The sequence below is a fragment of the Caballeronia zhejiangensis genome, assembly GCF_022879815.1.
In the GTDB taxonomy this organism is placed as follows: Bacteria; Pseudomonadota; Gammaproteobacteria; order Burkholderiales; family Burkholderiaceae; genus Caballeronia; species Caballeronia zhejiangensis.
This window is the reverse complement of sequence record NZ_CP084285.1, coordinates 745,481-771,774: the sequence shown is the minus strand read 5'-3', so window position 1 is coordinate 771,774 and position 26,294 is coordinate 745,481. Positions and strand designations below refer to the sequence as shown.

Sequence of the window (26,294 nt, the reverse complement as noted above, 5' to 3'; positions counted from 1 at the left end):
CGTGCAGCTTGCACTCCGCGCGAGCGCGCGCGGCGAAACCTACAACGCACCCCGCGGCCCGAACGGGCGCCGCATTTTTGAGCCGATCCGACCCATGAACTCACTCGACGGTTACAGGCCACGCGCGGCGTGGTTGACGACGCTGATGCTGACGGCGCTTGCCCTCATCAATTTCCTCGACAAGATCGTGCTCGGCATGGTGGCCGTGCCGCTGATGCGCGATCTGAACCTGTCGCCGGCGCAATTCGGCGTCGTCGCGGGAAGCTTCTTCTGGCTGTTCGCCGTATCGACGGTGCTGGTCGGCTTTCTGTCGAACCGCATCCAGACCCGCTGGCTGCTGCTCGCGATGGGCGTCATGTGGGCCGTGCTGCAGATTCCGCAGGCGCTCTTCAGCAGCATGGCCGCGTTTCTCCTGAGCCGCATGGTGCTCGGCGCGGCGGAAGGCCCGTTCTATCCCGTTTCCGTACACGCGCTCTACAAATGGTTTCCCGACGAAAAGCGCAACATGCCGGTCGCCTTGCTCAATCAGGGCGCGATGGTCGGCCTGCTGCTCGCGGGCCTGCTCATTCCGGTGATCACGCATCACTGGGGCTGGCGCATGAACTTCATCCTGCTCGGCATCGTCGGCGCGTTGTGGAGCGTCGTGTGGCTGTTCGTCGGACGCGAGGGCAATCTTGCGCGGCGTCCGCGCGGCAACGCCAGTGCCGACGCCGCGCCTCAGAAAGTGCCGTATCGCAAGCTCCTGAGCAATCCGACCGTCCTCAGCGTGTTCATGCTCGGTTTCGCCGCTTACTGGATGCTCGGCGCCAACACGACCTGGCTGATGAGTTACCTCGAAAAAGCGCTCGGCTTCTCCGGCATCGCGTCCGGACGCTGCTTCGCGCTCGTGATCGCCACCGCGGCGCCGTTCAGCCTCGGGCTCAGTTGGCTGTCGCAGCGCATGCTCGCTCGCGGGGCGTCGTCTCGCAGCGCACGCGTGCGTTTGCTGTGCGCCGCGTTCGCGATATCCGCGTGCCTTTTCTTCGCGCTGATGCTGCCGGGCCTCAGCTCCGCGCAGAAGGTCGCCGTGTTCGCGGTGGCCGGCGCGCTGCCGGCCGTGTGTTTCGCGCTCGCGCCCGCCGTGCTGTCGGAAGTCGTGCCGGATGCGCAGCGCGGCGCGCTCATCGGCATCCACACCGCGCTCGCGAGCACGGGCGCGGCGATCGCGCCGATGGTCATCGGCCGCATCGTGCAGGCGCACGGCAGCACGAGTGCCCACGCCTACGAACTGGGCTTCGCGACGACCGCCGCCATGCTGATCGTCGCCACGCTCATCGCGCTGCGCTGGATGCATCCGGATCGCGCGCCGCGCGCTTCGACCGAGCCGGTCGCGACGAGCGCCGCCTGAGCGCGGCTAGCGCGACACCTTCGCCTTGTACGCGAAGCGGTCGCCGCGAAACAGCAGTTCGGCGCAGCACAGCGCCTTGCCCTGAATGTCGAAAGGCGTGCACCGGACGCGCAGAAGCGGCGCGCCCGGATCCACCTTCAGCCGCCGCGCGTGCTCTTTCGTGGCGGCGATCGCGGCGCTCTCGGTTTCCAAATGCTTCAGCCGATAACCGAGGCGTTCTTCGAGAATGCTCGTGACGTCGTTCGTTTCGAGGTCTTCGGCGACGAGTGCGTCCATGAGCGCCGGGTCGGCCATCACCATGAACATGGCGACGGGCGCGGCGTCCCACAGACGCAAGGTCGTCGCGCAGACGAGCGTGTCGCCTTCGCTTAAGCCGAGCGCTTCCATCGCGAACGGCGGCGGCGTGATCGTCCGCACCGACAGCAGTTCGCCGTTGGCCGTCTGGCCGCGCTTGCGCGCCGCTTCGTAGAAACCGGTCAGTTGTCCGAGATCCGAGCGCTCCGACGGACGCGTGACGAAACTTCCCTTCCCGTTGATCTTCTCGATCAACCCGCTCGCATGCAGCCCGGCGAGCGCCTGCCGGATCGTGATGCGGCTCGCGCCATATTGTTCGACGAGTTCCGCTTCCGACGGCAGCTTGACGCCCGGCGCGAGATCGTTGGCGATGATCTGCTGCCGCAACGCTTCTTCGATCTGCCTGAAACGAGTTTGTGTCATGGCGCCCTTTTATCTTGTCCGGTGGATCGAAACACTGACGGCGATTGTAGCTGTCATGACAGGCTACGGGTTTTAACCGGTACACCTGTTATGACAGGTTGTGCGACCATGCTCGCGAGCATCGCGGCTCGGGCGCCTTTTTTGGCGACGCCGCATCAACGGGAGATCGACATGCAGCAAGCCGGTTCGACCATCGAAGCACGCACTTCCGATTCGGCTCCAGGCGAAATCTGGCCGTTCACCGTCACGCTGGCCACGCCCGCGATCGGCGCTTACGTGAGCGACATCGACCTGCGCCAGCCGCTCGACGAGCCGACGTATCTCGCGCTGCGCCGCGCGCTGATCCGCTACAAGGTGCTGTTCTTCCGCGATCAGGACATTACGCCCGCGCAGCACGTCGCGCTCGGGCAGCGGTTCGGCAAGCTGGAAGTGCATCCCGTCATCGCGCATCATCCCGATCATCCGGAGCTCGTCGTCTTCGACAAGTCCGACAAGAAGCGCGGCCGCGAAAACATCTATCACAGCGATGTTTCGTGGCGCGAAGTGCCGTCGATGGGCTCGATCCTGCGTTGCGCCGAATGTCCGCCAACCGGCGGCGACACCATCTGGGTGAACATGGCGCTCGCCTACGAGAACCTGCCCGCCGAAGTCAAAGCGCGTCTCGAGGGCCTCATCGCCGTGCACGATCTGATGCCGCTCTTCGGCTCGATGCTGCCGCCCGAACAGCGCATCACCGTGCGCGCGCAAAACCCGGCCGTCACGCATCCGGTGGTCCGCACGCATCCCGAATCCGGCGAGAAGCTGCTCTTCGTCAACGAGGCATTCACGACGCATTTCTCCAACTACGCGGAGATCGCGGGCTATCGCTTCGGCTTCGATCTCAAGCTGGCCGAAATGGACCTCCTTCAGTATCTGTTCCGGCAAGCGGCCGCGCCGGAATATCAAGTGCGCCTGAAATGGGAGCCGCACACGATCGCCTTCTGGGACAACCGCGCCACGCAGCACTATGCCGTTCAGGACTACTATCCCGCCGTGCGCCGCATGATGCGCGCGACGATCATCGGTGAGCGCCCGGTCTGAGCGCGTCATCACGCAATGGAGAAACCGTGAAAGAGTTGAACAAGTTCTATATCGGCGGACGTTGGGTCGAGCCGGCCGCCGGCGCGCATTTCGCCGACATCGTCAATCCCGCGACGGAAGACGTCATCGGCCGCGTGGCGATGGGCACGAGCGCCGACGTCGACGCCGCGGTCGCAGCGGCGCGCGCCGCGTTTCCCGCGTGGTCGCGCACGAGCGTCGCGACGCGCGCGGCGTTGCTGAGCCGCGTCATGACGCTGTACAAGGAACGCATGGGCGCGCTCGCCGACGCGATCACCACGGAAATGGGCGCGCCCGCATGGCTCGCGCGCGAGAAGCAGGCGCCCGCCGGACTCGGCCAGTTTCACGGCACGCTGACCGCGCTGCAGGACTTCCCGTTCGTCGCCACGCGCGGACGCACGCAGATCGTGCGCGAGGCGATCGGCGTGGCGGCGCTCATCACGCCGTGGAACTGGCCGCTCAATCAGATCGCGGCGAAAGTCGCGCCCGCGCTTGCGGCGGGCTGCACCATCGTGTTGAAGCCATCGGAAATCACGCCGCTCGACGCCGAGCTTTTCGCGCAGATTCTCCACGACGCGGGCGTGCCAGCCGGCGTGTTCAACATGATTTACGGCGATGGCGCCGACATCGGCGGGGCGCTCGCGAGCCATCGCGGTGTCGATATGGTGTCGATCACCGGATCGACGCGCGCGGGTGTCGATGTCGCGATGAAAGCGGCGCCGACCGTGAAGCGCGTCACGCAGGAGCTGGGCGGCAAGTCGCCGAACCTGATCCTCGACGACGCCGATCTGAAGAGCGCCGTATCGAACGGCGTGATCTTCTGCATGCTCAACTCCGGCCAGACGTGCATCGCGCCGACGCGCATGCTGATGCCGAAGCGTCTGCACGACCACGCCGTTGCAATCGCTGCCGCGACCGCGAACGCGCTGACGGTCGGCGATCCGGCGCATCCCGATACCAAACTCGGCCCGATCTCGAATCGGCGTCAGTACGAGCGCGTACAGCAGATGATCCAGCGCGGCATCGACGAAGGCGCGACGCTCGCAGCCGGCGGCCCCGGCCGGCCCGATACGCTCACGCGCGGCTTCTACGCGCGCCCGACCGTGTTCGCCAACGTGCGCAACGACATGAGCATTGCGCGCGAGGAAATTTTCGGTCCGGTCGTCGTGATGATTCCGTATTCGAGCGAAGACGAAGCCATCGACATCGCCAACGATACCGACTTCGGTCTCGCCGCCTACGTGTCGTCATCCGACGCGGCGCGCGCGCGTCGCGTCGCGGATCATCTGCGCGCGGGGGCGGTGATGCTCAACGGCGCGACGCTCGACCTGAACGCGCCTTTCGGCGGCTACAAGACGTCCGGCAACGGTCGCGAGTTCGGCGAGCACGGTTTGTCCGAGTTCCTCGAAACGAAGTCGATCGCCGGCTGCGCGTAATGCAAACGCCCCGCGTCGGCGCAAACCGGCGCGGGGCGACGAAGGAACGTTCAAGCGCTATCAGAACGTCGAGAGCGTCAGCGTGTTGCGCACCGTTTTCACGCCCGGCACGCCCTGCGCCACGCGCGTCGCCTGCTCGATCTGCGCGACTTCGGGAACCCAGCCTTCGAGCAGCACGTCGCCGTCGGTAGCGCGCACAGTGATGCCGGCCGCGCGCATTCCCTTTGCGTCGGCGAGCGCGGTGAGGATCTTCCGGCGCAGCGCGCGATCCGCCGCTTTCGACGAAGTCTTGCCGCCATTCGCCGCCGATGCCATCGCCGGCACGGACGCGCTCACGGGCGCCGACGCGCCGCTCTGCGCGTTGCCATAAAACGATGCGCTGACGGCGGCGACGCCGATCATCAGCTTTGCAGTTCGAAGTAATTTCATAGTGTGATTTGCCGCCATGTTTGTTGTAACGATGCTCGATGCGATGAATGCCGAACGGCGCACTCCGCCGCGCCCGCAGGTTCGGACGAAGCGCGCCCGCTGTCAATCAGAAGCGATGCGACATGCCGACGCCGACGAGCGTCTGATTCTCGCCCGCGGTCGTCGTGTAGCCGGGCCAGGCGGTCGTCGCGAGGCCGTTGTTCTTCATGAAGCCCGCGCGCGCATAAAGGGTCGTGCGCTTCGAGAGGCTATGATCCGCGCCGACCTGCACGCCCCAGGTGTTGTCATGCACGCCGCGCGCGAGGCGCTGAAAGCCGGCGATTTCGATGGCGTCGGCGGGCGTCGCCTGAATCGTCGCGCCGATTTCCGCGACGCTGAACGGATGCGCCGCGTTCAGCCGCGCCGCGACGGAACCCGCGGCCGGATTCTCCGGCTTGTGATACGTGTAGTTGGCCTGCAGATTCACGATGCCGATGCGATACGCGAGCGCCGCCGTGTAATGCTCGACGGACACCGTGTTCACCGCAGCCGGCAATCCCGGCAAGGTCTTCGATCCGGGATGCTGGAACTGATACGACACGCCTGCGTACAGCCCGTAACCGGAGTACGTGGCGGCCACATCGAGCATGTTGCCCGTGCTCTGCGGATACGGCTGCGTCACGGACGCCGCGAGCGCATACATGCCCCAAAGCTGGAATCCGCTGAGATTCGGCGACTTGTAGACGATCGCATTGCTCGAACGGCCGCCGCCCGTCTGCGTGGCGATCGTGTTTCGGTCGATGGAATTCGCCGATGCCGCGAGCGGCGAGAGCACTTCGTTCGCGCGAAACGGATCGGTCGGATAGAGCGACCAGAACGTCGGCTGATACTGCCGGCCGAACGTCAGCGAGCCGTACTTTTCGTGCGACAGGCCGACCCACGCCTGACGATAGAACATCACCGAGGAATCGGCGAAAGCGGTGCCGTTGTTGATGTTGAAGCCGCTCTCCAGCGTGAACACGGCCTTCAGGCCGCTGCCGAGATCTTCGCTGCCCTTCAGACCGACCATCGAACCGCTGTTGCCGCCGCTTCGCATCGACCAGGAATGCTGGCCGCCGTTGTCGTACCACTGAAAGAATGCGTCCGCGACGCCGTAAAGCGTGACGCTGGACTGGGCCGCCACGCCGCTCGCCACGACCGCAAGGGCCGCACCGGCAACGCTCTTCCTGACGATACACATAGCTGTCTCCTCGTTATGGGTTTTTGGTCTCCCCGGCGCCTTTGTCCGATGCACGCGACGCACGCCGACGCCCCTCCGATCCCGTCCGATTCAGTGTTGCAGGGCGTCTTCCCGTCACCACTACCCGAATCGAGTAGGCGCGGGAATACCCCAGTTCGTTCGTCGAGCGAACCATTGCCGTACTCCGATAGTTCCCGCGCCGGACTACGCGTGTTCCCTAGCGGGCACGGCGCGTCGTGAACGCTAGAATCGCCGGCATCGGAGTTTTGTCCCACCTTGAAAGACGCAGGTGCTTGATGACTGAAACGATCCTCCTTCGCTATCCGAATCATTCCGATGACGACACCGCGCGGGCATCCGCGTCCGATCCGGCCTGCGCATCGCCGCGCATATCGACGCGCATCGTGGGCCGCGAGCGGCTCGTCGCTCAGCTCGTCGAAGCCCGGCGCAAGCGCTGCATCGTGATGCAAGGCCCGGCGGGCTACGGCAAGACGACCGCGCTCATCGCGTGGCGCGAGGCGCTTTATCCGCTCGCGTTTCAGGTCGCGTGGCTCACGCTATCCGATGAAACCGACGACCTCGCCCGGTTCCTCGACGCACTGGCCGCGAGCCTCGCGCAAGTCGATCCGTCGATCGCCGGCGACGCCGCCCTGCTCGGCGGCCGCGGCCTCGACGACGAAGCGGTCGAACGCACGATCATCGCGCTGGTGCGCGGCATCGCGGGCCGTCAGGGCGATCTCGTGCTCGTGCTCGACGATCTGCATCGGCTGACGGATCGGCGCTGTCATCAATCGCTGCAATGGCTGCTCGATTACGCGCCGCCGAATTTGCATGTCGCGATCGCGTCGCGCGGCGCGATTCCGCTGTCCGTCGGCCGCATTCGCGACGAAGGTCTGCTGCTCGAACTCGACATGCGCGATCTGCGCTTTTCGATGGCGGAATCGTTCGCGTTTCTCAAATCGCAGCTTCGCGACATCGCCCCGCGCGACGCGCGCCGCATGCACGAAATGACCGATGGCTGGATCGCCGGGCTGCAGCTGATGGTGGTCGGCGCGAAGCGCGGGAACGTCGCGCCGAAGCAGCTCGCGCTCGATGAAGCGTTCGCGGACGCTCCGCTGCTCGACATCCACACGTTCGCGGAGTATTTCGGACGCGAAGTGCTGTCGCGGCTCGCCGCGAGCGAATGCGAGCTGCTCATGCGGATGGCCGTGTGCGAGCGGCTCTGCGCGCCCTTGTGCGTCGCGCTGATCGGCGGCGCGGATCATCCCGACAGCGTGCTCAAGCTGCTCGCCCGTCTGGAAAGCGACAATCTCTTTCTCGCGCCCGCCGGTCAGGATGCACGCAATGTGTGGTATCGCCTGAATCCGCTTTTTCGCGAGACCTTGCTGGAGCGTTTTCGCGCACGCAGCGAGGCGCAGCAGCGGCAAGTGCATCACACGGCATGGCAGTGGTTCCGCGAGCACGATTACGCCGATGAAGCCGTGCGTCACGCCGTGCTCGCCGGCGAACCCGCCGCCGCCGCCGATCTCGTCGCGCAGATCGCGCGCGCCCTGCAGCCGCGCGGCGAACTGCGCCGGATCGTCGCGCTGATGCGTCTCTTGCCGCAAGCCGAGATTCAGGCGCGCGTCGGGCTGCGGCTCTGGATGATCCATCTGCATCTCTACAATCGCGAGTTCGACGCTTGCGCGAGCGAGATCGAACGGCTGCGCGCCGATCTCGCGCACGACGACACGCACTCGCGCTATCGCGTCACGCTGCTGGAAGCCGCGCTCGCGGTCCAGCGCGACGATCTCGACGCCGCCTGCACACTGCTGCCGCAGCTGCGCACGCTGCCGGACGACGCGCAAGGCATCACCATCGGCGCGCACAACAATCTGCTGACCTGGGCGCATACGCTGCGCGGCGAATTCGACGAAGCGCGCCGCGCGCAGACCGACCGCGCGCCCGTGCTCGCGGACGGCACGCCGCTCATGAGCACGTCGGCGGGCGTGCTGAGCGGGCGCGCGCTCGTGGGTTTCGGTCATCTGCTGGAAGGCGATCTGCTGCGCACCGAGCGCGTGTGCCGCGACGTGCTCCACGAGGCCGAACCGCGTGGCAGCGCCGCGGCGGAGGCGTCCGCGCTCGCCGCGGCGCTGCTCGGCGAAGTGCTCTACGAATCCGGCGATGCCGATCAGGCGTGCAAGCTGCTCGAAGAACGTCTCGACGTCATCGAGCGCGTGTCGTTTCCGGATGCGGTGACGAGCGTGCTCACGGTGCTGTCGTCATCGCGCTGGCTCGCGGGTCATCGGCTCGATGCGATCGCGTGTCTCGATCGGCTCGAGGATTACGCCGCGAAGCACGATCTGCGGCGCGCGCTCGCACATTGCGTCGCGCAGCGCGTCCGGCGCGACTTGCAGGGCGGCCAGTTCGACGCCGCGCACGCGGGCCTCGCGCGGCTCGACGAACTGACCGCGCGCGCCGGCTCGCTCGCGCACGCGGCCGATTTCCGCTTCGTCGCGCAGCAGGCGCATATCGACTGGCGCATGGCGCACGAGGATCACGACGCGGCGGCGCATGCGCTCGCGCCGCTCATCGAACTGTGCCGGGCGCGCGGCTGGCAGCGACGCACCGTGTCTCTGGAAGTGCGCAGGGCTGTCACGGCGCACGTTCGCGGCGACGCGGATTCGGCGCGCCAGGTCATGCTGGACGCCGTGCGCCACGGACATCGCCTGGGCCTCGTGCGCACGCTGCTCGATGCGCATCCCGCCGCGCTGGATCTGATCGGCGCCGCCGTCCGGACCGAACCGCAGGGCGCGGTGTTGCAGTTCTACGCCGATCGTCTGCGCAGCGCGCAAGCGCGCGCGACGGCGAAGCGGCCGGGCGCGCCAGGATCAGGCGTGCGCGCCGGCGAGGCGAAGGCGCCGGAAATCCTGAGCGTGCGGGAAACGAAGGTGTTGAGCCTGCTCGCGCAGGCGTTGCCGAACAAGAAGATCGCCCGGACGATGGGCATATCGCCCGAGACGGTCAAATGGCATCTGAAGAACATCTACAGCAAGCTCGGCGTGTCGAGCCGCGACGAAGCCGTCGCGCGCTCGCGGGACCTCGCGCTGAACGACGGCGCGTGATCCCGGACGCGCGCGTCTCACGCGGCGCGCGCGCGTGCCTCCGGCTCGATCGGCAGATTCGCCAGCACGTCGGCGTGAAATTCGGCATCGCCCAGACGTAGCGACGCCACCATCAGCGACTTGAAGTAATCGCCGACAGCCAGTTCCGCCGTAACGCCCATGCCGCCGTGCAACTGCACGGCCTGCTCGCCGACGAAACGCGCCGCGCGGCTCACGATCAGCTTCGCCGACGAAATCATGCGACGCCGCTCGATGACGCTCGGATGATCGATGGCCGATGCCGCCAGATGCGCCATCGACAACGCCAGTTCCTTTTGCACGGCCATGTCCGCGACGCGATGGCGCAACGCCTGAAAGCGCGCGAGCGGCTGGCCGAACTGCTTGCGGGTGCTCAGATATTCGGCCGTCATCTCGACGAGGCGTTCCAGCGCGCCCGCGCTTGCCGCGCATTGCGCCGCGATGCCGAGTTCGAGTGCGCTTTCGAGCATCGCTTCGCCGCGCGCGGCATCGCCGATGAGCGCGCTTTTCGGCACGCGCACCGCCTTCAGCGTGACTTGCGCATCGTGCGTGCCGTCGAGCGTCGGATAGGCGCGAATCGTCACGCCGGCAGCCGACGACGGCACGACGAACAGCGACATCGCCTGCGCCGACGCGTTCCACGCCGATACGATCAGCGATTGCGCGACGGCGCCATGCCATACGTGAACTTTCTCGCCGTCGAGCAGGAAGCCGTCGTCACGCGCTTCGGCTACCGTCGACGGACGCGCGAAGTCGTAGCGGGCACACGGCTCCTGATACGCGAGCGTCACGATCTCGCGGCCTTCGGCGATCGGCGGCAGCCACGCTTCGCGTTGCGCTTCGGTGGCGTATCGCTGAATCAGCCCGGCCGCCATGACCGCGCACGGAATGAGCGGCTCTGGCAAGCACGCGCGGCCCGCTTCGAACTGAATGGCGAATGTGTCCGTGGCTTGGCCATCGAAACCGCCGTGCTCGGAGCCGATCACGAGCCCCAGCACGCCGAATTCCGCGTAGGTTCGCCACGCGTCGCGGCTGAAACCGTTCGCCTTGCGGCGCGCCTCCAGCGGATAGCGCTCTTCCGTGAAGCGCCTCAGGCTGTCCGCGAGCTGGCGCTGTTCTTCGCTGTATGAAAAGTCCATGTCCGATCTCATCCCTCGATGACCGCTTTCGCAATGATTTCCTTCTGCACCTCGTTCGTGCCGCCGTAGATGGTCGGCTTGCGCATCTCCAGATAGAAGCTGCCGATGCTCGCGCCATGACCGGGATCGGGCGTCCATCCGTCGAAGCCGTCGGCGAGCCAGTCGGGCGAGAACGGCACCGCATTCGGCCCGGCGATATCGAGTTGCAGCGCCGACAACGACTGCTGCAGTTCGGACCCGCGAATCTTGAGGATCGACGATTCCACGCCCGCGCCGCGCTGACTCGCCTGCGACGCGACGCGCATCAGCAGCATTTCGAGCGCCAGCACTTCGGCCTCGATGCACGCGATCTTCTCGCGCACGCGCAAGTCGTCCGCGAGCGGCTTGCCGTGGCGGCGCTCGCGCTGCGCCAGCGCCTTCACGTAATTCAGCTCGCGTCTGCAATTGCCGATGCCCGCGATACCCGTGCGCTCGTGGCCGAGCAGGTATTTCGCGTAGGTCCAGCCGCAGTTCTCCTCGCCGACGAGGTTTTCGACGGGCACCTTTACTTCGTCGATGAAGACTTCGTTGACATCGGTCAGGCCTTCGAGCGTGCGGATCGGACGCACGGTGATGCCGGGGCTTTTCATGTCGATCAGCAGCAGCGAGATGCCGCTTTGCGGCTTCGCTCCGGGATCGGTTCGCACGAGACAGAACATCCAGTCGGCGTGCTGCGCGTAGGTCGTCCAGGTCTTTTGCCCGTTGACGATGTAATGGTCTCCGTCGCGCACCGCCCGTGTTTTCAGCGAGGCGAGATCCGAACCCGCGCCCGGTTCGGAATAGCCTTGACACCACCAGTCCTCGGCGGTCGGAATGCGCGGCAGGAAGCGCGCCTGCTGCGCCTTGCTCGCGAACTTCATCAGCACCGGGCCGATCATGTTGAGGCCGAATGGAAGCTGACGCGGCGCACCCGCGATGCCGCATTCGATGTCGAACAGCAGCCGCTGCAGCGCACTCCAGCCCGTGCCGCCGAACTCAGCCGGCCAGCCGGGCGCGCCCCAGCCATGCTGATACAGAATGCGCTGCCAGCGCACGAAGTCGTCGGCATCGAGGTGACGATGATTGAGCACTTTCTCTCGCAGATCCACGGGCAGGTTCTCTGCGAGAAAGCGGCGTACCTGGTCGCGGAACGCGAGATCCGCGCTTGAATAGCTGAGGTTCATGGCACTTCCTTCTGGAGGCGCCCCTTCGCGGAGCGCCTGAGTTAGCGTCGGCTGGCGGCTCAGCGCGTGCGTGAGCGCGCCGGAATTTCGTTGCGCTCGTCCTGCGTCAACACAAGATCCCAGATTTGCTGCGCGACCGGGTTCTGACGCTCCTCGTACAGATGCGCGATGAGCCCCGCCGCGCGCCCGACGAGCATGAAGCCGCGCGCGAGCAGCGGATCGAGCGACATGTCCGCGACGATCGCACCGATCGCGCCCACGGCGTTGAGCGGCAGGTTCTTGCCGTGCTCGTCGCGCAGCACGCGCTCGATCGCGAACACGAGCCGCCAGTGCTTGCCGAAATAGCCGTTGTCGCGCGATGCCTGCGCGAGCGTCGCGACGCGCGGATCGCCGTGGATGTGGATCGGATGCCCGACGCCGTAGATCGGCTGCTTCGCTTCCTTCGCGCGCCGCACGGTCTCGCGCGCGCACGCGGTGATGTCGTCCTCGCTCGCGTCGTCGCGCAATTCGCGACCGGCCTTGATGAGCATCTCCGCCGCGTTCTGCGTCGTGCCGAGAAAGACGCTGCCCGCGCCGAGGAGCCCAGCCGCGACCGCCGCCTGCATCGCCTCGGGCGCGCCGAGATACGTGAGACGCGCGCTCATCGCGGAAGGCGTCAGGCCGTGATCGCACGCCGTCACGAGAATGAGATTGACCATGCGCTTTTCGCGCTCGTCGGGCACGCGGTTCAGGATCGTCAACATCATCGTTTCGACGAAGTCGAGTTTGCCCAGAATGTCCTTCGACAGATCCTTGCCGCGCACGGTGATCCTGTCGATCGTCGTGTAGCCGATTTCGGTGCTGACCATGCTGTCTCCTTATGAATCGTTCTGCGCGCGGCGCAGGACCATCATGCGTACGTCGCATTCGCAGACGGTCTCGCCGCGCTGATTGACCGCCACACGCCTGAAATCGACGATGCCGCGCGCCGGGTTCGACGTCTCGCGCCTGTCGCTGATTTCGATGCGCGCCTTGATCGTGTCGCCGATGAGCGTCGGCTTCGGAAAGCGGATGCGCGTCTCCAGCATGCCGATCAGCGACGGCTCGAGCAGTTGATTGACCACCGTGCGGGTGTTCAGTCCCGACACGATCGACGCGACGAGCATGCCGTGCGCGATGCGCGCGCCCCACGGCGTGCTCGCGGCGTACTCGGCATCGACGTGCACGCGGTTGTAATCGGCGGAAAGCGCGGCGAAGCTCACGACGTCCGCTTCGGTCACGGTGCGGCTCGCCGTTTCGAACGAGAAGCCCGGCTCCAGGTCTTCCCAGTAGTAGCGCGCGGTGTGGAGGTCGCGCGGCGCGAGCATGTTTTCCTGGTTCATGCGCGCCTCACACGATGGCCGACATGCCGAGCACTTCGCGCCCGACGATCAGCGTCTGCACTTCGGCGGTGCCTTCGGGAATGGTGCCGCCGCTCGTGTCGCGGAATATGCGCTCCAGCGGATACTCCGTCGAATAGCCGATGCCGCCGTGCACGCCGATCGCGATCTTCGCCACTTCATGCGCCGCTTCGGCAGCATAGAGCTTCGCGATCGAGCATTCGATGCGCGCGGGCAAACCCTTCTGCAACGCGACGGCCGCCTTGTAGCCGAGCGCGCGCGCAGCTTCGGTGCGCACCATCATGTCGACGATATGCTTCTGCACGAGCTGGAACTGGCCGATCGGCTTGCCGAACTGCTTGCGCGTCTTCGCGTATTCGACGGACAGATCGAGCGCCGCCTGCGCCGCGCCGACCGCGCCCATCGCAATATTCATGCGGCCGTAGTTCAGTCCGATCGCCATCACCTTGAGGGCGCCGCCTTCCGCGCCGAGCAGGTTTTCCTTCGGAATGCGCAGATCGTTGAGAAAAAGCTCGGACGTGCCCGACGCCTTCAGCACCATCTTGTCGACGAGCCGCGCCTCGACGGGCGTCTGCGACTTGTCGACCAGAAAGAGCGAGTGGCCGCCGTCGCACGTCTTGCTGTGCGTGCGCGCGAGCACGATGACGTAATCGGCCGCGACGCCGTTCGTGATCCACAGCTTCGTGCCGTTGAGCACGTAGTGATCGCCGCGATCTTCGGCGCGCGTTTCGATGCCCGCCGGATTCGAGCCGTGATTCGGCTCGCTGAACGCGACGCACGCGCCCTTTTGCGACGCAAGCACGGGCGCGAGAAAACGCGCCTTCTGCTCGTCGTTGCCCTGATGCGAAACGAGGCGGCAGAACACGTTCGTGATATTGACGATGGTGCGCAGCGAGCCCCAGAAATAACCGCATTCTTCGAGCATCATCGCCCAGGTGACGAAATCGAGGCCCATGCCGCCGTCTTCTTCCGGCAGCAGGCCGCCGATATAGCCGAACTGGCTCACGCCCGCGAGCAGGTCGAGCGGAATGCGCCGCGCCTTCTCGCATTCGTCGATGCGCGCCACGACTTCATTGCGCATATAACGGCGGATGCTGTCGCGCAGCGCGACCTGATCCGCGTCGAAATCAAAATCCATGTGCCACCTGCGTCTTCGAATGATGGGTAAATGAATGCGCGTTCAGGACGAGAAGCGCCCGCCCGTGACGTACAACGTGACGCCGGAGATGTAACGCGCGCGCTCCGACGCGATGAACGCAACCGCCGACGCGATGTCGCCGGGCATGCCGAGAAAGCCGACGGGCGTTTTGGCGATCGCCGAGTCGCGCAGCGTTTCGTACGTGGGATTGGCGCGCATCAGTTCGGTCTCGACGAAGCCCGGCGCGACCGCGTTCACGGTGATGCCGAACTTCGCCTGTTCGAGCGCGAGCGCGCGCGTGAAACCGATCAGGCCAAGTTTGGCGGCGCTGTAGTTGGTTTGCCCCGGATTGCCGAACACGGAGCGCGAAGAGATGTTCACGATGCGCCCCCACTTGCGCGCCATCATGCCGGGCAACACCGCGCGGCTGCTGTGAAACGCGCCTTTCAGGATCACGTCGACGACGGAATCCCATTCGGGCTCGGTCATCTTCGTCAGATAGCGGTCCTTGTTGAAGCCCGCGTTGTTCACGAGGATGTCGACGCCGCCGAAGGCTTCGTCCGCCGCGTTCGCGACGTGCCGCACTTCGTCCTCGCTGCATACGTCGCAGCGCACCGCGATCGCCTGCGCGCCGCTCTTTTGCAGACCGCTTGCGACTTCGTCTGCGGCGGCGGCGTCGATATCGGACACGACGATGCGCGCGCCTTCCGCCGCCAGCATGCGCGCGACTTCCGCTCCAATGCCGCGTCCGCTGCCCGTGACGAGCGCGACCTTCCCGGCGATACCCAGATCCATGACGTCTCCCTTTGATTCGATGGCTTCACCGATGCGCGTTTTCAGCGACTTCGCGTTGTGCCGCATCGTGGAATGAAGATACGCTGCGGCGCCACAGGAGCCGCCACCCACCTCGGGTGGTCGCCGCCTTGCGCGCAAGCCGTATGCTTCTGAAAAGTGCAGAGCGCTCGAATCAGGCACCCAAGCCCGATCGGAAAGAAGCCAAACATGCTCAGGAGACAGGCGTAATGAGTACGTTAGAAGCAAGCGACGCGACGAAGCCGCGATATCGTCCCGTGCGGTTTCCGCAACGCCGCACGCTCGTGGAGCGCCGCGCCGACGGCACGCTGATTCTTCGCTGCGACCGTCCGTTGCCGGACATCGCGCAGCGTTCCTTCGCCGATTTCATTCCGCTCTGGGCCGCCGAACGCGGCGCCACGCCCGCCTTCTGCGAGCGCGGCGAAGACGGCGCGTGGCGCGCGTTGAGCTGGAGCGAACTGTGGCGGCAAGTCCGCACGGTCGGCGCCGCGCTGCTCGAAATGGGCCTCGGCGCGGAACGTCCGCTGATGCTGCTGTCCGGCAACTCGATCGAACAGGCTGTCGTGCTGCTCGCCGCCGAATACGCGGGCATTCCGAGCGCGCCCATTTCGCCCACTTATGCGCTGCTCAGCAAGGACTTCGCGCGACTCAAGGCGATTTGCGAACGCGTGCCGCCCGGCGCGGTGTTCGTGCAGGAAACCGGTCCGTTCGCGCGGGCGCTCGCGGCGCTGCCGCTGAACGGCGCGCCTGTCATCGCAGTGAAACAGGCGCTGGCAGGACACATCGCATGGGACGCGTTGACCGCTCTTCCGCTATCGGACGCGCGGCTGCAAACGGTCGAGCAAGCGCATGCGGCCATCCAAAACGACGACACCGCGCGCGTGCTCTTCACCTCCGGCTCGACCGGCGCACCGAAGGGCGTGCGCCTCACCTACCGCAATCTCGGCGCGGTGGCGGCCTACTATTCGGACAATCTCGCGTGGCTGCGCGAATCGCAGCCCGTGTTCCTCGACTGGCTGCCGTGGCATCACGGCCTGGGCGGCGTGCTGCATCTCGGGCGCGCAATCCAGTTCGGCGCGACGCATTACATCGACGATGGCCGGCCGCTTCCCGGCATGATCGAGCGCACGCTGCGCAATCTTCGCGACGTCGCGCCGACCATCTATACGAGCGTGCCGTCCGCCTGGGCCGCGCTGTCGAACGAACTCGAACGCGATCCGCTGCTCGCACAGAATCTCTTCGGCAAAGCCAGCTTCTTCGGATATGGCGGCGCGAGCATGCCGGTCGAAGTGTGGAACCGCATTCAGGCCGTCGCGGAGAAGACCATCGGCGAGCGCATGACGTTCTGCTCGGGACTCGCGGCCACGGAAACGTCGGGAATGGGCACGTACTGCGGCTGGGCGACCGACACACCGGGCAATATCGGCACGCCGTCGCTCGGCACCGAAGTCAAGCTGCTGCCGCTTCCGGGCGGCGACGGACGCTATGAAATCCGCATGCGCGGCCCGAACGTGTTCGGCGGCTACATCGGCCAGCCGGATTTGACTGCCGCCGCTTTCGACGAAGAAGGCTTCTTCCGTTTCGGCGATGCCGTGCGCCTCGCCGATCCCGCCGATCCGGCGAGGGGCATGGAGTTCGCGGGCCGCACCGTCGAAGACTTCAAGCTCGCGAACGGCAGCTGGGTGCGCGTCGGCGCGTTGCGGCTCGCGCTGGTCGACTGCTGCGCGCCGCTCGTTTCCGACGCCGTGATCTGCGGTCACGACCGCGACTATCTCGCGGCGCTCGCCTGGCCGAACGTCGCGGCATGCCAGCGCCTCGCGCCCGAGCTCGCGTCGCTGGATGCGAAGTCGCTCATCGCGCATCCGCTCGTCATCGAAGCTTTGCGCGAACGGCTCGTGCGGCAAAAGCCCGCCGGCGCGACGCTCGTCATCGAACGGCTCATGCTGATGGCCGAACCGCCATCGCTCGATGCCAACGAAATCGCCGACAAAGGTTACGTCAATCAGGCGACCACGCGCGCGCGCCGGGCGCATCTGATCGACGAGCTGTACGGGACCGAACCGGGCCAGCACATCGTCCGCGCGCGCCGATAACAAAACAAGAGGAGCTTGCAATGCACATCAATCGAACCGTCTTCAGAGACGATCATGAAATGCTTCGGACTACTGCGCGCAGATTCTTCGAGCGCGAATGCGTTCCGCGCCAGGCGCAATGGGACAAGGCCGGTTGCGTGGATCGTGAAACATGGCTCAAGGCCGGCAAGCAAGGGCTGCTGTGCACGTCGATTCCGTCGGAGTACGGCGGCGGCGGCGGCGACTTCGGGCACGTCGCCGTGCTCGTCGAAGAGATGGCGCACACGGGCGTGAGCGGACCGGGCTTTGGCGTGCACTCGGACATCGTCGCACCGTATATCGCGCGCATCGGCAATGAAGAGCAGAAGCAGAAATGGCTTCCCGCGATTTGCGCAGGCGAGCAGATTCTCGCGATCGCGATGACCGAGCCCGGCGTCGGCAGCGATCTCAAAGCCGTGCGAACCACCGCGCGGCGCGAAGGCAACGAGTACGTCATCAACGGCAGCAAGACCTTCATCACGAACGGTCTGAACTGCGATCTGATCGTGGTCGTCTGCACGACCGATCCGGCCGCGGGCGCGAAGGGCGTGAGCCTGATCGTCGTCGAAGCGACGCGCGAAGGCTTTCGCCGCGGCCGCAAGCTCGACAAGGTCGGATTGCACGCGCAGGACACCGCCGAACTCTTCTTCGACGACGTGCGCGTGCCCGTCGCGAACCGGCTCGGCGACGAAGGCAAGGGCTTCGCCTATCTGATGGCGGAATTGCCGCAGGAACGGCTCTCGATCGCGGTGAGCGCGGCGGCGCGTCTCGAAACCTGCCTGCAGCACACGATCGATTACGTGAAGGACCGTCGCGCGTTCGGACAGACCGTGTGGGACTTTCAGAACACCAAGTTCAAGCTCGCGGACGTCAAGGCGCAGGCGATCGCGGTGCGTCTGATGATCGATCACTACATCGGCGAGCACACGCGCCGCCGGCTGACGCTCGAGGAATCCGCGATCGCCAAGCTCTATTCGACCGAAGCGCTCGGCAAGGCGCTCGACGAGATGGTGCAACTGCACGGCGGCTACGGCTACATGCTGGAGTATCCGGTGGCGCGCGCATTCGTCGACGCCCGTGTCTCGCGCATTTTCGGCGGCACCAGTGAAGTCATGCGAGACCTCATCTCGCGCAAGCTCTGAATCCATCGAATCCTCAATCACTGAAGGAGAAGCACATGAGTCGCAAGGTGTATGTCGCGGGCGTGGGAATGATTCCGTTCAAGAAGCCGGGTGCAAGCGAGACGTACGACGTGATGGGCGAAATCGCGATCCGCGATGCGCTCGCCGACGCCGGCCTCGACTTCAAGGCCATCCAGCAGGCTTACGCGGGCTATGTGTACGGCGATTCGACGTGCGGCCAGAAAGCGCTTTATCGCGTCGGCATGACGGGCATTCCGGTCATCAACGTCAACAACAACTGCGCGACGGGTTCGTCGGCGCTTTGGCTTGCGCGCCAGGCCGTGGAAAGCGGCGCGGTCGATTGCGCGCTCGCCTTCGGCTTCGAATTCATGCAGCCGGGACCGCTGCTGCCGAAATGGCCGGATCGCGCGGCCGCGCTCGAGCGTGCGATCAGCCTGACGAACGAACTCGTCGACAACACGGAAGTGCCCACGGCGATTCGCCAGTTCGCGGGCGCGGGCCAGGCGCACATGCGCAAGTACGGCACGAAGCTCGAAACGTTCGCCCGCATTCGCGCGAAGGCGAGCGAGCACGCGGCACGCAATCCGCTCGCGGTGTTCCGCAACGTCGTGACGACCGAAGACGTGATGAACGCGCCGATGCTCTGGGAAGGCGTGCTCACGCGCCTGATGGCCTGCCCGCCGACATGCGGCGGCGCGGCGGCGATCGTCGTGTCCGAGGCCTTCGCGCGCAAGCACGGCCTGCGCACCGACGTGCTGATCGCCGGCCAGTCGCTCGCCACCGATCTGCCGAGCACGTACGAAGCGCGCGACATGATCCGCGTCGTCGGCTTCGACATCACGCGCAACGCGGCGCAGCAGGCATACGAGCAGGCGGGCGTCGGTCCCGAAGACATCGACGTGATCGAACTGCACGACTGCTTCGCGCAGAACGAACTGCTGACCTACGAAGGACTCGGCCTGTGCAAGGAAGGCGAAGGCGAGCGCCTCGTCATGGATGGCGACAACACCTACGGCGGCAAATGGGTGACGAATCCGTCGGGCGGCCTGCTTTCCAAGGGGCATCCGCTCGGCGCGACGGGTCTCGCGCAATGCTACGAGCTGACGCATCAGTTGCGCGGCACGGCCGGCGACCGTCAGGTCAAGGACGCGAAGATCGCATTGCAGCACAACCTCGGGCTGGGCGGCGCGGGCGTCGTCACCATCTACAAGAAGACTGCGTAATGGCGATCGACAAACAACACATCGGCATGAAGTTGCCGGTCTATTCCGCGACGGCGGACGCGTGGCGTCTGCGCTTCTTCGCGAAGGCGATCGGCGAAACCAATCCGGTCTACTTCGACGAAGCCGCCGCTCACGACGCCGGTTATCCGGCGCTGCCGCTGCCGCCGACGTTCCTGTTCTCGCTCGAATTCGAGCAGCCGTCGACGGCGTGGCGCGAGGCGATCGGCATCGTCTCGTCGCGCATTCTCCACGGCGAGCAGTCGTTCACGTATCACCGCATGGCGTATGCGGGCGACGTGCTGCGCTTCGAGAGCCGCATCGCCGATATCTACGACAAGAAGAACGGCGCGCTGTGGTTCATCGTGCGCGAAACGCGTGTCACGAACCAGCGCGGCGAGCACGTTGCCGATCTGCGCAGCGTCGTCGTTCAGCGATAAGCGGGGAAATGCGAATGAGCACCATCAATTTCGATTCGATCCAGATCGGCGACAGCTTGCCGCCGCTCACCCTTCCGCCCGTCGACCGCACGATGCTCGCGCTGTTCGCGGGCGCATCGGGCGATCACAACGCCATTCACATCGACACCGACTATGCGCGGCGCGCCCGCGTGCCGGACGTGTTCGCGCACGGCATGTTGTCGATGGCCTGGCTCGGCCGGCTGTTGACGTCGTGGGTGGAGCAACGGCAGCTTCGTGCGTTCGGCGTGCGCTTTGTCGGCATCACGCAGCTCGGGCATGTCGTGACGTGCACGGGCAAGGTCACCGAAAAATTCGAAGCCGACGGCGAACGCCGCGTGCGGCTCGAGATCCAGACCGTCAATCAATATGGCGAACCGCGCGTGCTCGGCGACGCGGTGATCGCGCTCTGACTTCAATCATCAGGAAGACATCATGGGAAAGCTCGAAGGCAAAGTGGCATTGGTAACCGGCTCGGGACGCGGCATCGGTCAGGCGATCGCGATGAAGCTCGCGAGCGAAGGCGCGCGCCTCGTCATCAACGATCTCGATGCCGAACCCGCGCAGGAAACCGTGGAACTGCTGCGCAAGCAAGGCACGGAAGCGGTGGCGTGTGTCGGTAACGTATCCGCGCCGGATTTTGCGGACCGGTTCATCGGCACGGCGATGAATTCGTTCAAGGGCATCGACATCATCGTGAATAACGCTGGTTTCACCTGGGACGACGTCGTGCAGAAGATGACCGACGAGCAATGGTACGCGGTGCTCGATTGCCATCTGACCGCGCCGTTTCGCATCCTGCGCGCCGCGTATCCGCACATCAAGGCGCTGCACGCCGCCGACAAGGAAGCCGGACGCGACAATTACCGCAAGATCGTGAACATTTCGTCGACGTCCGCGCTGAACGGTAACGCCGGTCAGATGAATTACTCGTCGGCGAAAGCGGGCGTGATCGGGATGACGCGCGCGCTGGCGCGCGAATGGGGCCGCTTCAACGTGAACGTCAACGCCGTGGCTTTCGGGCTCATCCATACGCGCATGACCGTGAGCACGGAGCAGGCGCAGACCGTGAAGATCGACGGGCGCGACATCCGTGTCGGCCTCAACGCCGACATGCTGAAGACGCACGCACAGCGCAATCCGCTCGGTCGTGGCGGCACGCCGGAAGAAGCCGCGGGCGGCGTTTATCTGTTCTGCTCGCCCGAGTCGAATTACATTACCGGCCAGACGGTGGCGGTTGCGGGCAACTTGCAGTAGAGCGATCGATTTTCCTTGGAGTGGCTGCTTCTCTTTGGCACGTTCGGATAGAGCCGAACGTGCCTTTTTGCTTTTTATCGCCATGGGAACGCGATAAGTTTTCGAAGTCCATAATTGACCGCCTTCGCGTCAGCCCGGTCATTAATTCGTGAATAGCAGGAGAACTGAAGTATTAAGTTCTTGTTGAAACAAGATATAACAGGGAAAATCTGCTGAATTGAACCATGCACCGGTTTGGCAATAGTCAATGACCCTGATGCGTGCATGCGATGCACCAAGTAGAATCCCTAAGCCGTTCTACTAAAAAAGGTCTCGAAGCTGGGACTGACAATACATGCAAGCACCGCCAAAAATCAGTGTCCTGCTGCCCGTGTACAAAGTCGAGCCGTACATTGAAGAATGCCTCGACTCGCTATTGTCACAAACCTCCACCGACTTTGAGATTATTGCCGTCGACGACAGCAGTCCTGATCGATCCGGCGAAATGACTTCACGCATTCTGGAAAAGCAAAGCAGAATATCGTGGAAACTCATCAAGAATCTCAAGAACAAAGGACTGGCCGAAACCCGCAAAATCGCCGCAATGGCGGCGCGTGGCGAATACGTTTTGTGCGTCGACAGTGACGATCACATTCATCACGACACCATTCGCCGTGTCATCCAGGAAGCCGACAAGCACAATGCAGACGTCGTGGTCTTCGCCGCCGAGAATCTGACGCCGGATGGCAAGGTCAATTACCGCATCGAGACGGGCGACGCCGTTATCAGCGGCATGCAGGCGGTCGAGAAAATCCTCGATTTGTCCTTGCAGGCGTATTGCTGCAACAAACTCGTGCGCCGTTCGATTTTTCTCGCCGTGGAACATCCGACCGGACTGATTTACGAGGATATCGTCGTCTCGGTCCAGACGCTCGGGAAGTCGAAAATCGTGCGGCTGATGCCCGATACCTTGTACGCGTATATGTATCGGGAAGCGGGAATTTCGACGCGCTTCAATCCGAAGATCGTGGATCTCTTTGCGATTGTCGATCGCGTGGAGAGACTCACGGCGTCGATGCCTATACCGAATTACCGGCGTCTGCTGTTCCGGTTGAAGTACATCTATGCGTATCGCACGATTGCGTTTCAGGCGGCGATGAAGGCGCCGACTTACGGTTCGGCGAAGCCGATTCTACGCAGCGTGTCGGAAAAGTTGCGCATGGCGCATTTGCTCGGCATGTATTCGGACAGTCGGCCGAAACTGTCGATCGTCATGGCGATGCTGAAGATTCATCCGTGGATTTTCTATTGCTTCGTCCGGCGATTCGGACAAAGGTAATCCTGCCACAGCGGCCGCGCTCCACGCGGCCGCTCGTCCCGCCGATCAATCTTCCGCGTTGAATCCCAATCCGCTCGCGCGCAAACGCGTCAGTTCCGCGTCGTTCAACCCCCAATCCCGAAGTGCATCGCGCCCGCCTTCGCCGCGTTGCGGCGCGGGGCGCGAGATCGCGGATGGCGTCGCGGAAAAGCGCGGCGCGGGCGCGGGCTGTACGACGCCATCGAACTCGACGAAGCTTCCGCGCGCCCGATGATGCGCGTGCGCCGGCGCTTCCGAGAAGCCGAGCACGGGCGCGACGCACGCATCGCTGCCATCGAACACGCGGCACCATTCGTCGCGCGTGCGCTCGGCAAAAGCCGCCGTGAACCGCGCCTTCAGCACGGGCCATCCGGCGCGATCGTGCTGCGCGGGCAAACCCGCATCGGCGAGCCCGAGCTTCTGCAGCAGTTCCGCATAGAAGCGCGCCTCCACTGCACCGACCGACATGTAATACCCGTCGCGGGTGCGATAGCTGTCGTACCACGGCGTGCCGCCATCGAGCAGATTGCTTTCGCGCGTCTCGCGCCAGTTGCCCGATGCGATCAAGCCCCAGACGGTCGTGCCGAGTTGCGCGGCGCCTTCTATCATCGCGGCATCGACGACCTGACCCGCGCCGCCGCGCTGCACGTTGAGAAGCGCCGCCACGACGCCGAGCGCGAGCAGCATGCCGCCGCCGCCATAATCGCCGACGAGGTTGAGCGGCGGCACCGGCGCTTCGCCCGCGCGGCCGATTCCCGACAGCACGCCCGACAACGCGACGTAGTTCAGATCGTGCCCGGCGCTTTGCGCGAGCGGCCCCGTCTGTCCCCAACCGGTCATGCGTCCGTAGACGAGCTTCGAATTGCGCGCGAGCGCGGCGTCTGGGCCGAGGCCGAGACGCTCCATCGTGCCCGGACGGAATCCTTCGATGACGACATCCGCCTTCGACATCAGTTCGAGCGCGGCATCGGCCGATTCGCGCTTTTTCAGATCGAGCGTGACCGAGCGCCGGCCGCGCCCTGTCAGATTCTTGTGCTTGCCGCTGACCTTCGGACCGAGATCGCCGGGCGCGACAGCCCGATCGATACGCAGCACGTCCGCGCCCATATCGGCGAGCAACATGCAGCCGAACGGCGCAGGACCGATCGCCTCGAATTCCAGAACCTTTATCCCGCTCAATACGCCCATGACTGCCCGCCTCCGCATTTAGAAGTTTTGCAATGTTGCCAGTAGGCCAGACGCGCGAACGCGCCGCGCCACCCGCTTCGGGTAGACTGCGCTGACATCCCTCCGCGCTGCGTCAGCGAATCCGATGCTCACACTTTCCCCACGCGACACCGCCATGCTCAACGGCGATTTCGGCGATGGCCTCGCGCTCGCGATGCGTATCGTCGCGGCGACGGCGCGCGTCATGGATGCCGATGCGCTCATCGATATCTCGGGCGCGCATATCGACGGCTGTCTGTATCACGGCGCGGCGAGTCTCGATTTCGTCGAGCGCTTCGTCGCGAGCGGCGCGAAGGTCGCCGTGCCGACCACGCTCAATGTCGGCTCGCTCGATCTCATTCACCCGGAACTCTTTCGCGGCGACGCCGGTATCGCGAGCGCTGGCAAGCGGCTCATGCAGGCGCATCTAGAACTCGGATGCGAAGCCAGCTTCACCTGCGCGCCGTATCAATTGAAGCATCGTCCGAAGCTGGGCGATCAGATCGCGTGGGCCGAATCGAATGCGATCGTTTTCGCGAACTCCGTGCTCGGCGCGCGCACGAGCCGTTACGGCGATTTCCTCGATCTCGCCGCCGCCATCACCGCGCGCGTGCCGGATGCGGGCCTGCATGTGACGGCGAATCGCGCGGCGCGCATCGTGATCGCCGCGCCCGATCTGCGCGCGTCGCCGCATCGCGATGCCGATTTCGCCGCGCTCGGCTTTTTGCTCGGCGGCATTGCCGGCGCGACGGTCGCCGCGATCACCGGCCTGCCCGGCGACACCACCGAAGACGAACTCAAAGCGCTAGGCGCGGCGGCGGCATCGAGCGGATCGGTGGCGCTGTTCCATGCGGTCGGCATCACGCCGGAAGCCGCCACGCTCGATGCCGCGCTTCAGGGCCGCGCGCCCGAACGCACGATTGCCGTCAGCGCAGCCGATCTTCACGACGTGCGCGCGCGTTGGTCGCACGCGAAACCCGGCGATGCGCTCGCCGCGGTGAGCCTCGGCACGCCGCACTTTTCCGTCGATGAATTTCGCACGCTTGCCGCGCTCATGGGGCGTCACGACGGCGCGCCGCGCTGCGATATCTACGTGAACACGAGCCGCTTCGTGCTGTGGCAACTCGAGGAAGAAGGCATTGCGCAGAAGCTCGCGGCACGCGGCGTGCAGATCGTCGTCGATACCTGCACGTACATCACGCCGGTGATGAAGCAGGTGAGCGGCCTCGTGATGACCAACTCGGGCAAATGGGCGCATTACGCGCCGGCGAATATCGGCGTGACGGTCGCGTTCGGCAGCATGAGCGAATGCGTGCGATCGGCGTTCGAAGGAAAGGTGTGCATCGATGAACACGTTTGAGGCCGTCACGCTCGTTCCGGGCCACGCGCGCGCGCCGGGAATCGCGTTGCCGCCGCTCAGCTTCTGGGGCGGTTACGACGCTGAGCGCGGCCTGATCGTCGATGCGACGCATCCCGGTCACGGCCAAAGTCTCGCGTCGCGCATTCTCGTGATGCCGCGTGCGCGCGGATCGAGTTCGAGCAGCAGCGTGCTCGCCGAAGCGTTGCGCAACGGCACCGGGCCCGCGGGCATCGTGCTCGCGGAGCGCGATCTGATTCTGTCGATCGGCGCGATCGTCGCGAACGAACTCTATGCGTCGAACGTGCCCGTCGTGATGGTCGATGAAACCGCGTTCGCGCACATCGCCGCCGCCGGCGATGCTCACATCGAAATCGATGCGCGCGATGCGGCGAGCGTGCGGCTCGTCCTCAACCCTGACGCGACATGATCGTCTCCACGACCGAGATGATCTGCTGCGCCGCCGTCTTGACGTGCTGTTCCAGCAGCTTCGCGCCGAGCTTCGCATCGCGCTTCTTGCATGCGTCTATCAGGTTCATGTGCTCTTCGTGCGACTGCTCGCGGATCGGCACCTGCACCACCTGAAAGCGGAAATAGCGGTCGCTGCGATCGTGCAGCACGCGCAGCATCTGCAATGTGATGTCGCGCCGCGCCGGCAGATAAAGCGTCTCGTGCAGACGCCAGTTCAACTGGCCCCAGACGCCCGAATCGGCGGTATCCATTTCGGCGACGAGCGTCTCGGCTTTCGCGATCTCGGCATCGGTGATATGCGGGATCGCCTGCGAAAAGAGCCACGGCTCCAGCCGAATGCGGATTTCGAACGTCTCCTGCACTTCTTCGATCGACAGCTCCGCGACATACGCGCCCTTGTGCGGCACCTTCGTCAGCAACCCTTCTCCGGTAAGCCGCGTGATCGCTTCGCGGATCGGCACGCGGCTCACGCCGAGTTCATCGGCGAGCGCTTCCTGGCGCAGCACTTCGCCCGGCGCGAGATCGCCCGACAGAATGCGTTGCCGGATCGCGGTCGTGACGAGTTCGACCGTCGTGGTGCGCACGATCCTGTGCGTGGAGTCGCTCTCTTTTCGAAGGGATTTGGCGGCGACCGGAGACATGTTTTATCGGCTTAGG

At 65.0% G+C, this 26,294-nt stretch carries 24 protein-coding genes; 13 read left to right on the top strand and 11 right to left on the bottom strand.

The annotated features are described in order from the left end of the window. The first annotated feature begins 94 nt into the window (after positions 1–94). Complete coding sequence (locus LDZ23_RS24685; protein WP_008347351.1) at positions 95–1,387, top strand: MFS transporter; 1,293 nt, start codon at positions 95–97, stop codon at positions 1,385–1,387. A 6-nt stretch (positions 1,388–1,393) separates the two neighbouring features. Here LDZ23_RS24685 and LDZ23_RS24680 read toward each other — a convergent pair whose 3' ends face one another. Beyond that, entirely contained in the window at positions 1,394–2,104 is a 711-nt protein-coding gene (locus LDZ23_RS24680; RefSeq protein WP_008347350.1) for a GntR family transcriptional regulator, read from the bottom strand. Between the two features lie 171 nt (positions 2,105–2,275). Between LDZ23_RS24680 and LDZ23_RS24675 the strand changes: the two genes are divergently transcribed. Further along, on the top strand, positions 2,276–3,184 hold the full coding sequence (locus tag LDZ23_RS24675; RefSeq protein WP_051079008.1) for a TauD/TfdA dioxygenase family protein: 909 nt from the start codon (positions 2,276–2,278) through the stop codon (positions 3,182–3,184). 26 nt (positions 3,185–3,210) lie between these two features. Further along, a complete protein-coding gene (locus LDZ23_RS24670; protein ID WP_008347346.1) occupies positions 3,211–4,638 on the top strand; it encodes an aldehyde dehydrogenase family protein in 1,428 nt (475 codons plus the stop codon). 60 nt (positions 4,639–4,698) lie between these two features. On the opposite strand, the gene LDZ23_RS24665 is transcribed toward LDZ23_RS24670, so the two are convergent. Beyond that, complete coding sequence (locus tag LDZ23_RS24665) at positions 4,699–5,067, bottom strand: BON domain-containing protein (RefSeq protein WP_063828775.1); 369 nt, start codon at positions 5,065–5,067, stop codon at positions 4,699–4,701. A 106-nt stretch (positions 5,068–5,173) separates the two neighbouring features. After that, positions 5,174–6,286: a porin gene (locus LDZ23_RS24660; RefSeq protein ID WP_008347342.1), complete on the bottom strand. Its 1,113-nt coding sequence runs from the start codon at positions 6,284–6,286 to the stop codon at positions 5,174–5,176. A 296-nt stretch (positions 6,287–6,582) separates the two neighbouring features. On the opposite strand from LDZ23_RS24660, the gene LDZ23_RS24655 reads away from it, so the two are divergent. Further along, positions 6,583–9,390 carry a winged helix-turn-helix domain-containing protein gene (locus LDZ23_RS24655; protein ID WP_008347339.1) on the top strand — a complete coding sequence of 936 codons (2,808 nt, stop codon included), beginning with the start codon at positions 6,583–6,585 and terminating at the stop codon, positions 9,388–9,390. A 17-nt stretch (positions 9,391–9,407) separates the two neighbouring features. On the opposite strand, the gene LDZ23_RS24650 is transcribed toward LDZ23_RS24655, so the two are convergent. Genes LDZ23_RS24650 through LDZ23_RS24625 form a run of 6 tightly spaced genes read right to left on the bottom strand, consistent with a single transcriptional unit; the run spans position 9,408 to position 15,061 of the window. Beyond that, the gene (locus LDZ23_RS24650) at positions 9,408–10,547 is read right to left on the bottom strand and encodes an acyl-CoA dehydrogenase family protein (RefSeq protein ID WP_008347336.1); all 1,140 of its coding nucleotides are present in this window, start codon (positions 10,545–10,547) and stop codon (positions 9,408–9,410) included. An 8-nt stretch (positions 10,548–10,555) separates the two neighbouring features. Next, positions 10,556–11,749 (bottom strand): acyl-CoA dehydrogenase family protein, encoded by a 1,194-nt coding sequence (locus LDZ23_RS24645; RefSeq protein ID WP_034472208.1) that lies wholly within the window; start codon positions 11,747–11,749, stop codon positions 10,556–10,558. 59 nt (positions 11,750–11,808) lie between these two features. Then, positions 11,809–12,597, bottom strand: coding sequence for a citryl-CoA lyase (locus LDZ23_RS24640; RefSeq protein ID WP_008347332.1), 789 nt, complete (start codon positions 12,595–12,597; stop codon positions 11,809–11,811). Between the two features lie 9 nt (positions 12,598–12,606). After that, positions 12,607–13,110: a MaoC family dehydratase gene (locus LDZ23_RS24635; RefSeq protein ID WP_008347330.1), complete on the bottom strand. Its 504-nt coding sequence runs from the start codon at positions 13,108–13,110 to the stop codon at positions 12,607–12,609. A 7-nt stretch (positions 13,111–13,117) separates the two neighbouring features. Next, positions 13,118–14,266: an acyl-CoA dehydrogenase family protein gene (locus LDZ23_RS24630; protein ID WP_008347329.1), complete on the bottom strand. Its 1,149-nt coding sequence runs from the start codon at positions 14,264–14,266 to the stop codon at positions 13,118–13,120. Between the two features lie 42 nt (positions 14,267–14,308). Beyond that, positions 14,309–15,061, bottom strand: a complete 753-nt coding sequence (locus LDZ23_RS24625; RefSeq protein WP_033535894.1) for an SDR family NAD(P)-dependent oxidoreductase — start codon at positions 15,059–15,061, stop codon at positions 14,309–14,311. A gap of 227 nt (positions 15,062–15,288) precedes the next feature. Here LDZ23_RS24625 and LDZ23_RS24620 point away from each other — a divergent pair, with 227 nt between their 5' ends. The 7 genes from LDZ23_RS24620 to LDZ23_RS24590 all read left to right on the top strand — a co-directional run bounded on the left by LDZ23_RS24620 (position 15,289) and on the right by LDZ23_RS24590 (position 22,585). After that, positions 15,289–17,172: a feruloyl-CoA synthase gene (locus tag LDZ23_RS24620; protein ID WP_008347323.1), complete on the top strand. Its 1,884-nt coding sequence runs from the start codon at positions 15,289–15,291 to the stop codon at positions 17,170–17,172. 20 nt (positions 17,173–17,192) lie between these two features. Continuing rightward, positions 17,193–18,332 carry an acyl-CoA dehydrogenase family protein gene (locus LDZ23_RS24615; RefSeq protein WP_008347322.1) on the top strand — a complete coding sequence of 380 codons (1,140 nt, stop codon included), beginning with the start codon at positions 17,193–17,195 and terminating at the stop codon, positions 18,330–18,332. Between the two features lie 35 nt (positions 18,333–18,367). Beyond that, positions 18,368–19,555, top strand: a complete 1,188-nt coding sequence (locus LDZ23_RS24610; RefSeq protein WP_008347320.1) for a lipid-transfer protein — start codon at positions 18,368–18,370, stop codon at positions 19,553–19,555. After that, positions 19,555–19,992 carry a MaoC family dehydratase N-terminal domain-containing protein gene (locus LDZ23_RS24605; RefSeq protein WP_008347319.1) on the top strand — a complete coding sequence of 146 codons (438 nt, stop codon included), beginning with the start codon at positions 19,555–19,557 and terminating at the stop codon, positions 19,990–19,992. The genes LDZ23_RS24610 and LDZ23_RS24605 overlap by 1 nt, the downstream gene beginning before the upstream one ends. 14 nt (positions 19,993–20,006) lie before the next feature. Further along, positions 20,007–20,423, top strand: coding sequence for a MaoC family dehydratase (locus LDZ23_RS24600; RefSeq protein ID WP_008347317.1), 417 nt, complete (start codon positions 20,007–20,009; stop codon positions 20,421–20,423). A gap of 22 nt (positions 20,424–20,445) precedes the next feature. Beyond that, positions 20,446–21,267 carry an SDR family NAD(P)-dependent oxidoreductase gene (locus LDZ23_RS24595; RefSeq protein ID WP_008347316.1) on the top strand — a complete coding sequence of 274 codons (822 nt, stop codon included), beginning with the start codon at positions 20,446–20,448 and terminating at the stop codon, positions 21,265–21,267. 334 nt (positions 21,268–21,601) lie between these two features. Continuing rightward, positions 21,602–22,585, top strand: coding sequence for a glycosyltransferase family 2 protein (locus LDZ23_RS24590; protein ID WP_033535861.1), 984 nt, complete (start codon positions 21,602–21,604; stop codon positions 22,583–22,585). 45 nt (positions 22,586–22,630) lie between these two features. Here the strand turns inward: LDZ23_RS24590 and LDZ23_RS24585 are convergent, their stop codons facing one another. Beyond that, on the bottom strand, positions 22,631–23,791 hold the full coding sequence (locus LDZ23_RS24585; RefSeq protein ID WP_008347314.1) for a CaiB/BaiF CoA transferase family protein: 1,161 nt from the start codon (positions 23,789–23,791) through the stop codon (positions 22,631–22,633). 124 nt (positions 23,792–23,915) lie between these two features. On the opposite strand from LDZ23_RS24585, the gene LDZ23_RS24580 reads away from it, so the two are divergent. Together LDZ23_RS24580 and LDZ23_RS24575 are read left to right on the top strand one after the other, a co-directional pair. After that, entirely contained in the window at positions 23,916–25,169 is a 1,254-nt protein-coding gene (locus LDZ23_RS24580; protein WP_008347313.1) for an aconitase X, read from the top strand. Further along, a complete protein-coding gene (locus LDZ23_RS24575) occupies positions 25,156–25,596 on the top strand; it encodes an aconitase X swivel domain-containing protein (RefSeq protein WP_008347312.1) in 441 nt (146 codons plus the stop codon). The genes LDZ23_RS24580 and LDZ23_RS24575 overlap by 14 nt, the downstream gene beginning before the upstream one ends. Here the strand turns inward: LDZ23_RS24575 and LDZ23_RS24570 are convergent. After that, complete coding sequence (locus LDZ23_RS24570; protein ID WP_051078979.1) at positions 25,577–26,278, bottom strand: GntR family transcriptional regulator; 702 nt, start codon at positions 26,276–26,278, stop codon at positions 25,577–25,579. The two genes, LDZ23_RS24575 and LDZ23_RS24570, sit on opposite strands and share 20 nt — an antisense overlap. Positions 26,279–26,294 lie beyond the last annotated feature (16 nt).

Bases quoted from the DNA above. Each gene is read 5' to 3' on its own strand.
- LDZ23_RS24655 (WP_008347339.1), top strand. From the start codon at position 6,583: ATGACTGAAACGATCCTCCTTCGCTATCCGAATCATTCCGATGACGAC.
- LDZ23_RS24650 (WP_008347336.1), bottom strand. From the start codon at position 10,547: ATGGACTTTTCATACAGCGAAGAACAGCGCCAGCTCGCGGACAGCCTG.
- LDZ23_RS24605 (WP_008347319.1), top strand. From the start codon at position 19,555: ATGGCGATCGACAAACAACACATCGGCATGAAGTTGCCGGTCTATTCC.
- LDZ23_RS24675 (WP_051079008.1), top strand. From the start codon at position 2,276: ATGCAGCAAGCCGGTTCGACCATCGAAGCACGCACTTCCGATTCGGCT.
- LDZ23_RS24600 (WP_008347317.1), top strand. From the start codon at position 20,007: ATGAGCACCATCAATTTCGATTCGATCCAGATCGGCGACAGCTTGCCG.
- LDZ23_RS24645 (WP_034472208.1), bottom strand. From the start codon at position 11,749: ATGAACCTCAGCTATTCAAGCGCGGATCTCGCGTTCCGCGACCAGGTA.
- LDZ23_RS24665 (WP_063828775.1), bottom strand. From the start codon at position 5,067: ATGAAATTACTTCGAACTGCAAAGCTGATGATCGGCGTCGCCGCCGTC.
- LDZ23_RS24680 (WP_008347350.1), bottom strand. From the start codon at position 2,104: ATGACACAAACTCGTTTCAGGCAGATCGAAGAAGCGTTGCGGCAGCAG.
- LDZ23_RS24640 (WP_008347332.1), bottom strand. From the start codon at position 12,597: ATGGTCAGCACCGAAATCGGCTACACGACGATCGACAGGATCACCGTG.
- LDZ23_RS24595 (WP_008347316.1), top strand. From the start codon at position 20,446: ATGGGAAAGCTCGAAGGCAAAGTGGCATTGGTAACCGGCTCGGGACGC.
- LDZ23_RS24630 (WP_008347329.1), bottom strand. From the start codon at position 14,266: ATGGATTTTGATTTCGACGCGGATCAGGTCGCGCTGCGCGACAGCATC.
- LDZ23_RS24585 (WP_008347314.1), bottom strand. From the start codon at position 23,791: ATGGGCGTATTGAGCGGGATAAAGGTTCTGGAATTCGAGGCGATCGGT.
- LDZ23_RS24590 (WP_033535861.1), top strand. From the start codon at position 21,602: ATGCAAGCACCGCCAAAAATCAGTGTCCTGCTGCCCGTGTACAAAGTC.
- LDZ23_RS24660 (WP_008347342.1), bottom strand. From the start codon at position 6,286: ATGTGTATCGTCAGGAAGAGCGTTGCCGGTGCGGCCCTTGCGGTCGTG.
- LDZ23_RS24620 (WP_008347323.1), top strand. From the start codon at position 15,289: ATGAGTACGTTAGAAGCAAGCGACGCGACGAAGCCGCGATATCGTCCC.
- LDZ23_RS24635 (WP_008347330.1), bottom strand. From the start codon at position 13,110: ATGAACCAGGAAAACATGCTCGCGCCGCGCGACCTCCACACCGCGCGC.
- LDZ23_RS24615 (WP_008347322.1), top strand. From the start codon at position 17,193: ATGCACATCAATCGAACCGTCTTCAGAGACGATCATGAAATGCTTCGG.
- LDZ23_RS24570 (WP_051078979.1), bottom strand. From the start codon at position 26,278: ATGTCTCCGGTCGCCGCCAAATCCCTTCGAAAAGAGAGCGACTCCACG.
- LDZ23_RS24685 (WP_008347351.1), top strand. From the start codon at position 95: ATGAACTCACTCGACGGTTACAGGCCACGCGCGGCGTGGTTGACGACG.
- LDZ23_RS24625 (WP_033535894.1), bottom strand. From the start codon at position 15,061: ATGGATCTGGGTATCGCCGGGAAGGTCGCGCTCGTCACGGGCAGCGGA.
- LDZ23_RS24610 (WP_008347320.1), top strand. From the start codon at position 18,368: ATGAGTCGCAAGGTGTATGTCGCGGGCGTGGGAATGATTCCGTTCAAG.
- LDZ23_RS24580 (WP_008347313.1), top strand. From the start codon at position 23,916: ATGCTCACACTTTCCCCACGCGACACCGCCATGCTCAACGGCGATTTC.
- LDZ23_RS24575 (WP_008347312.1), top strand. From the start codon at position 25,156: ATGAACACGTTTGAGGCCGTCACGCTCGTTCCGGGCCACGCGCGCGCG.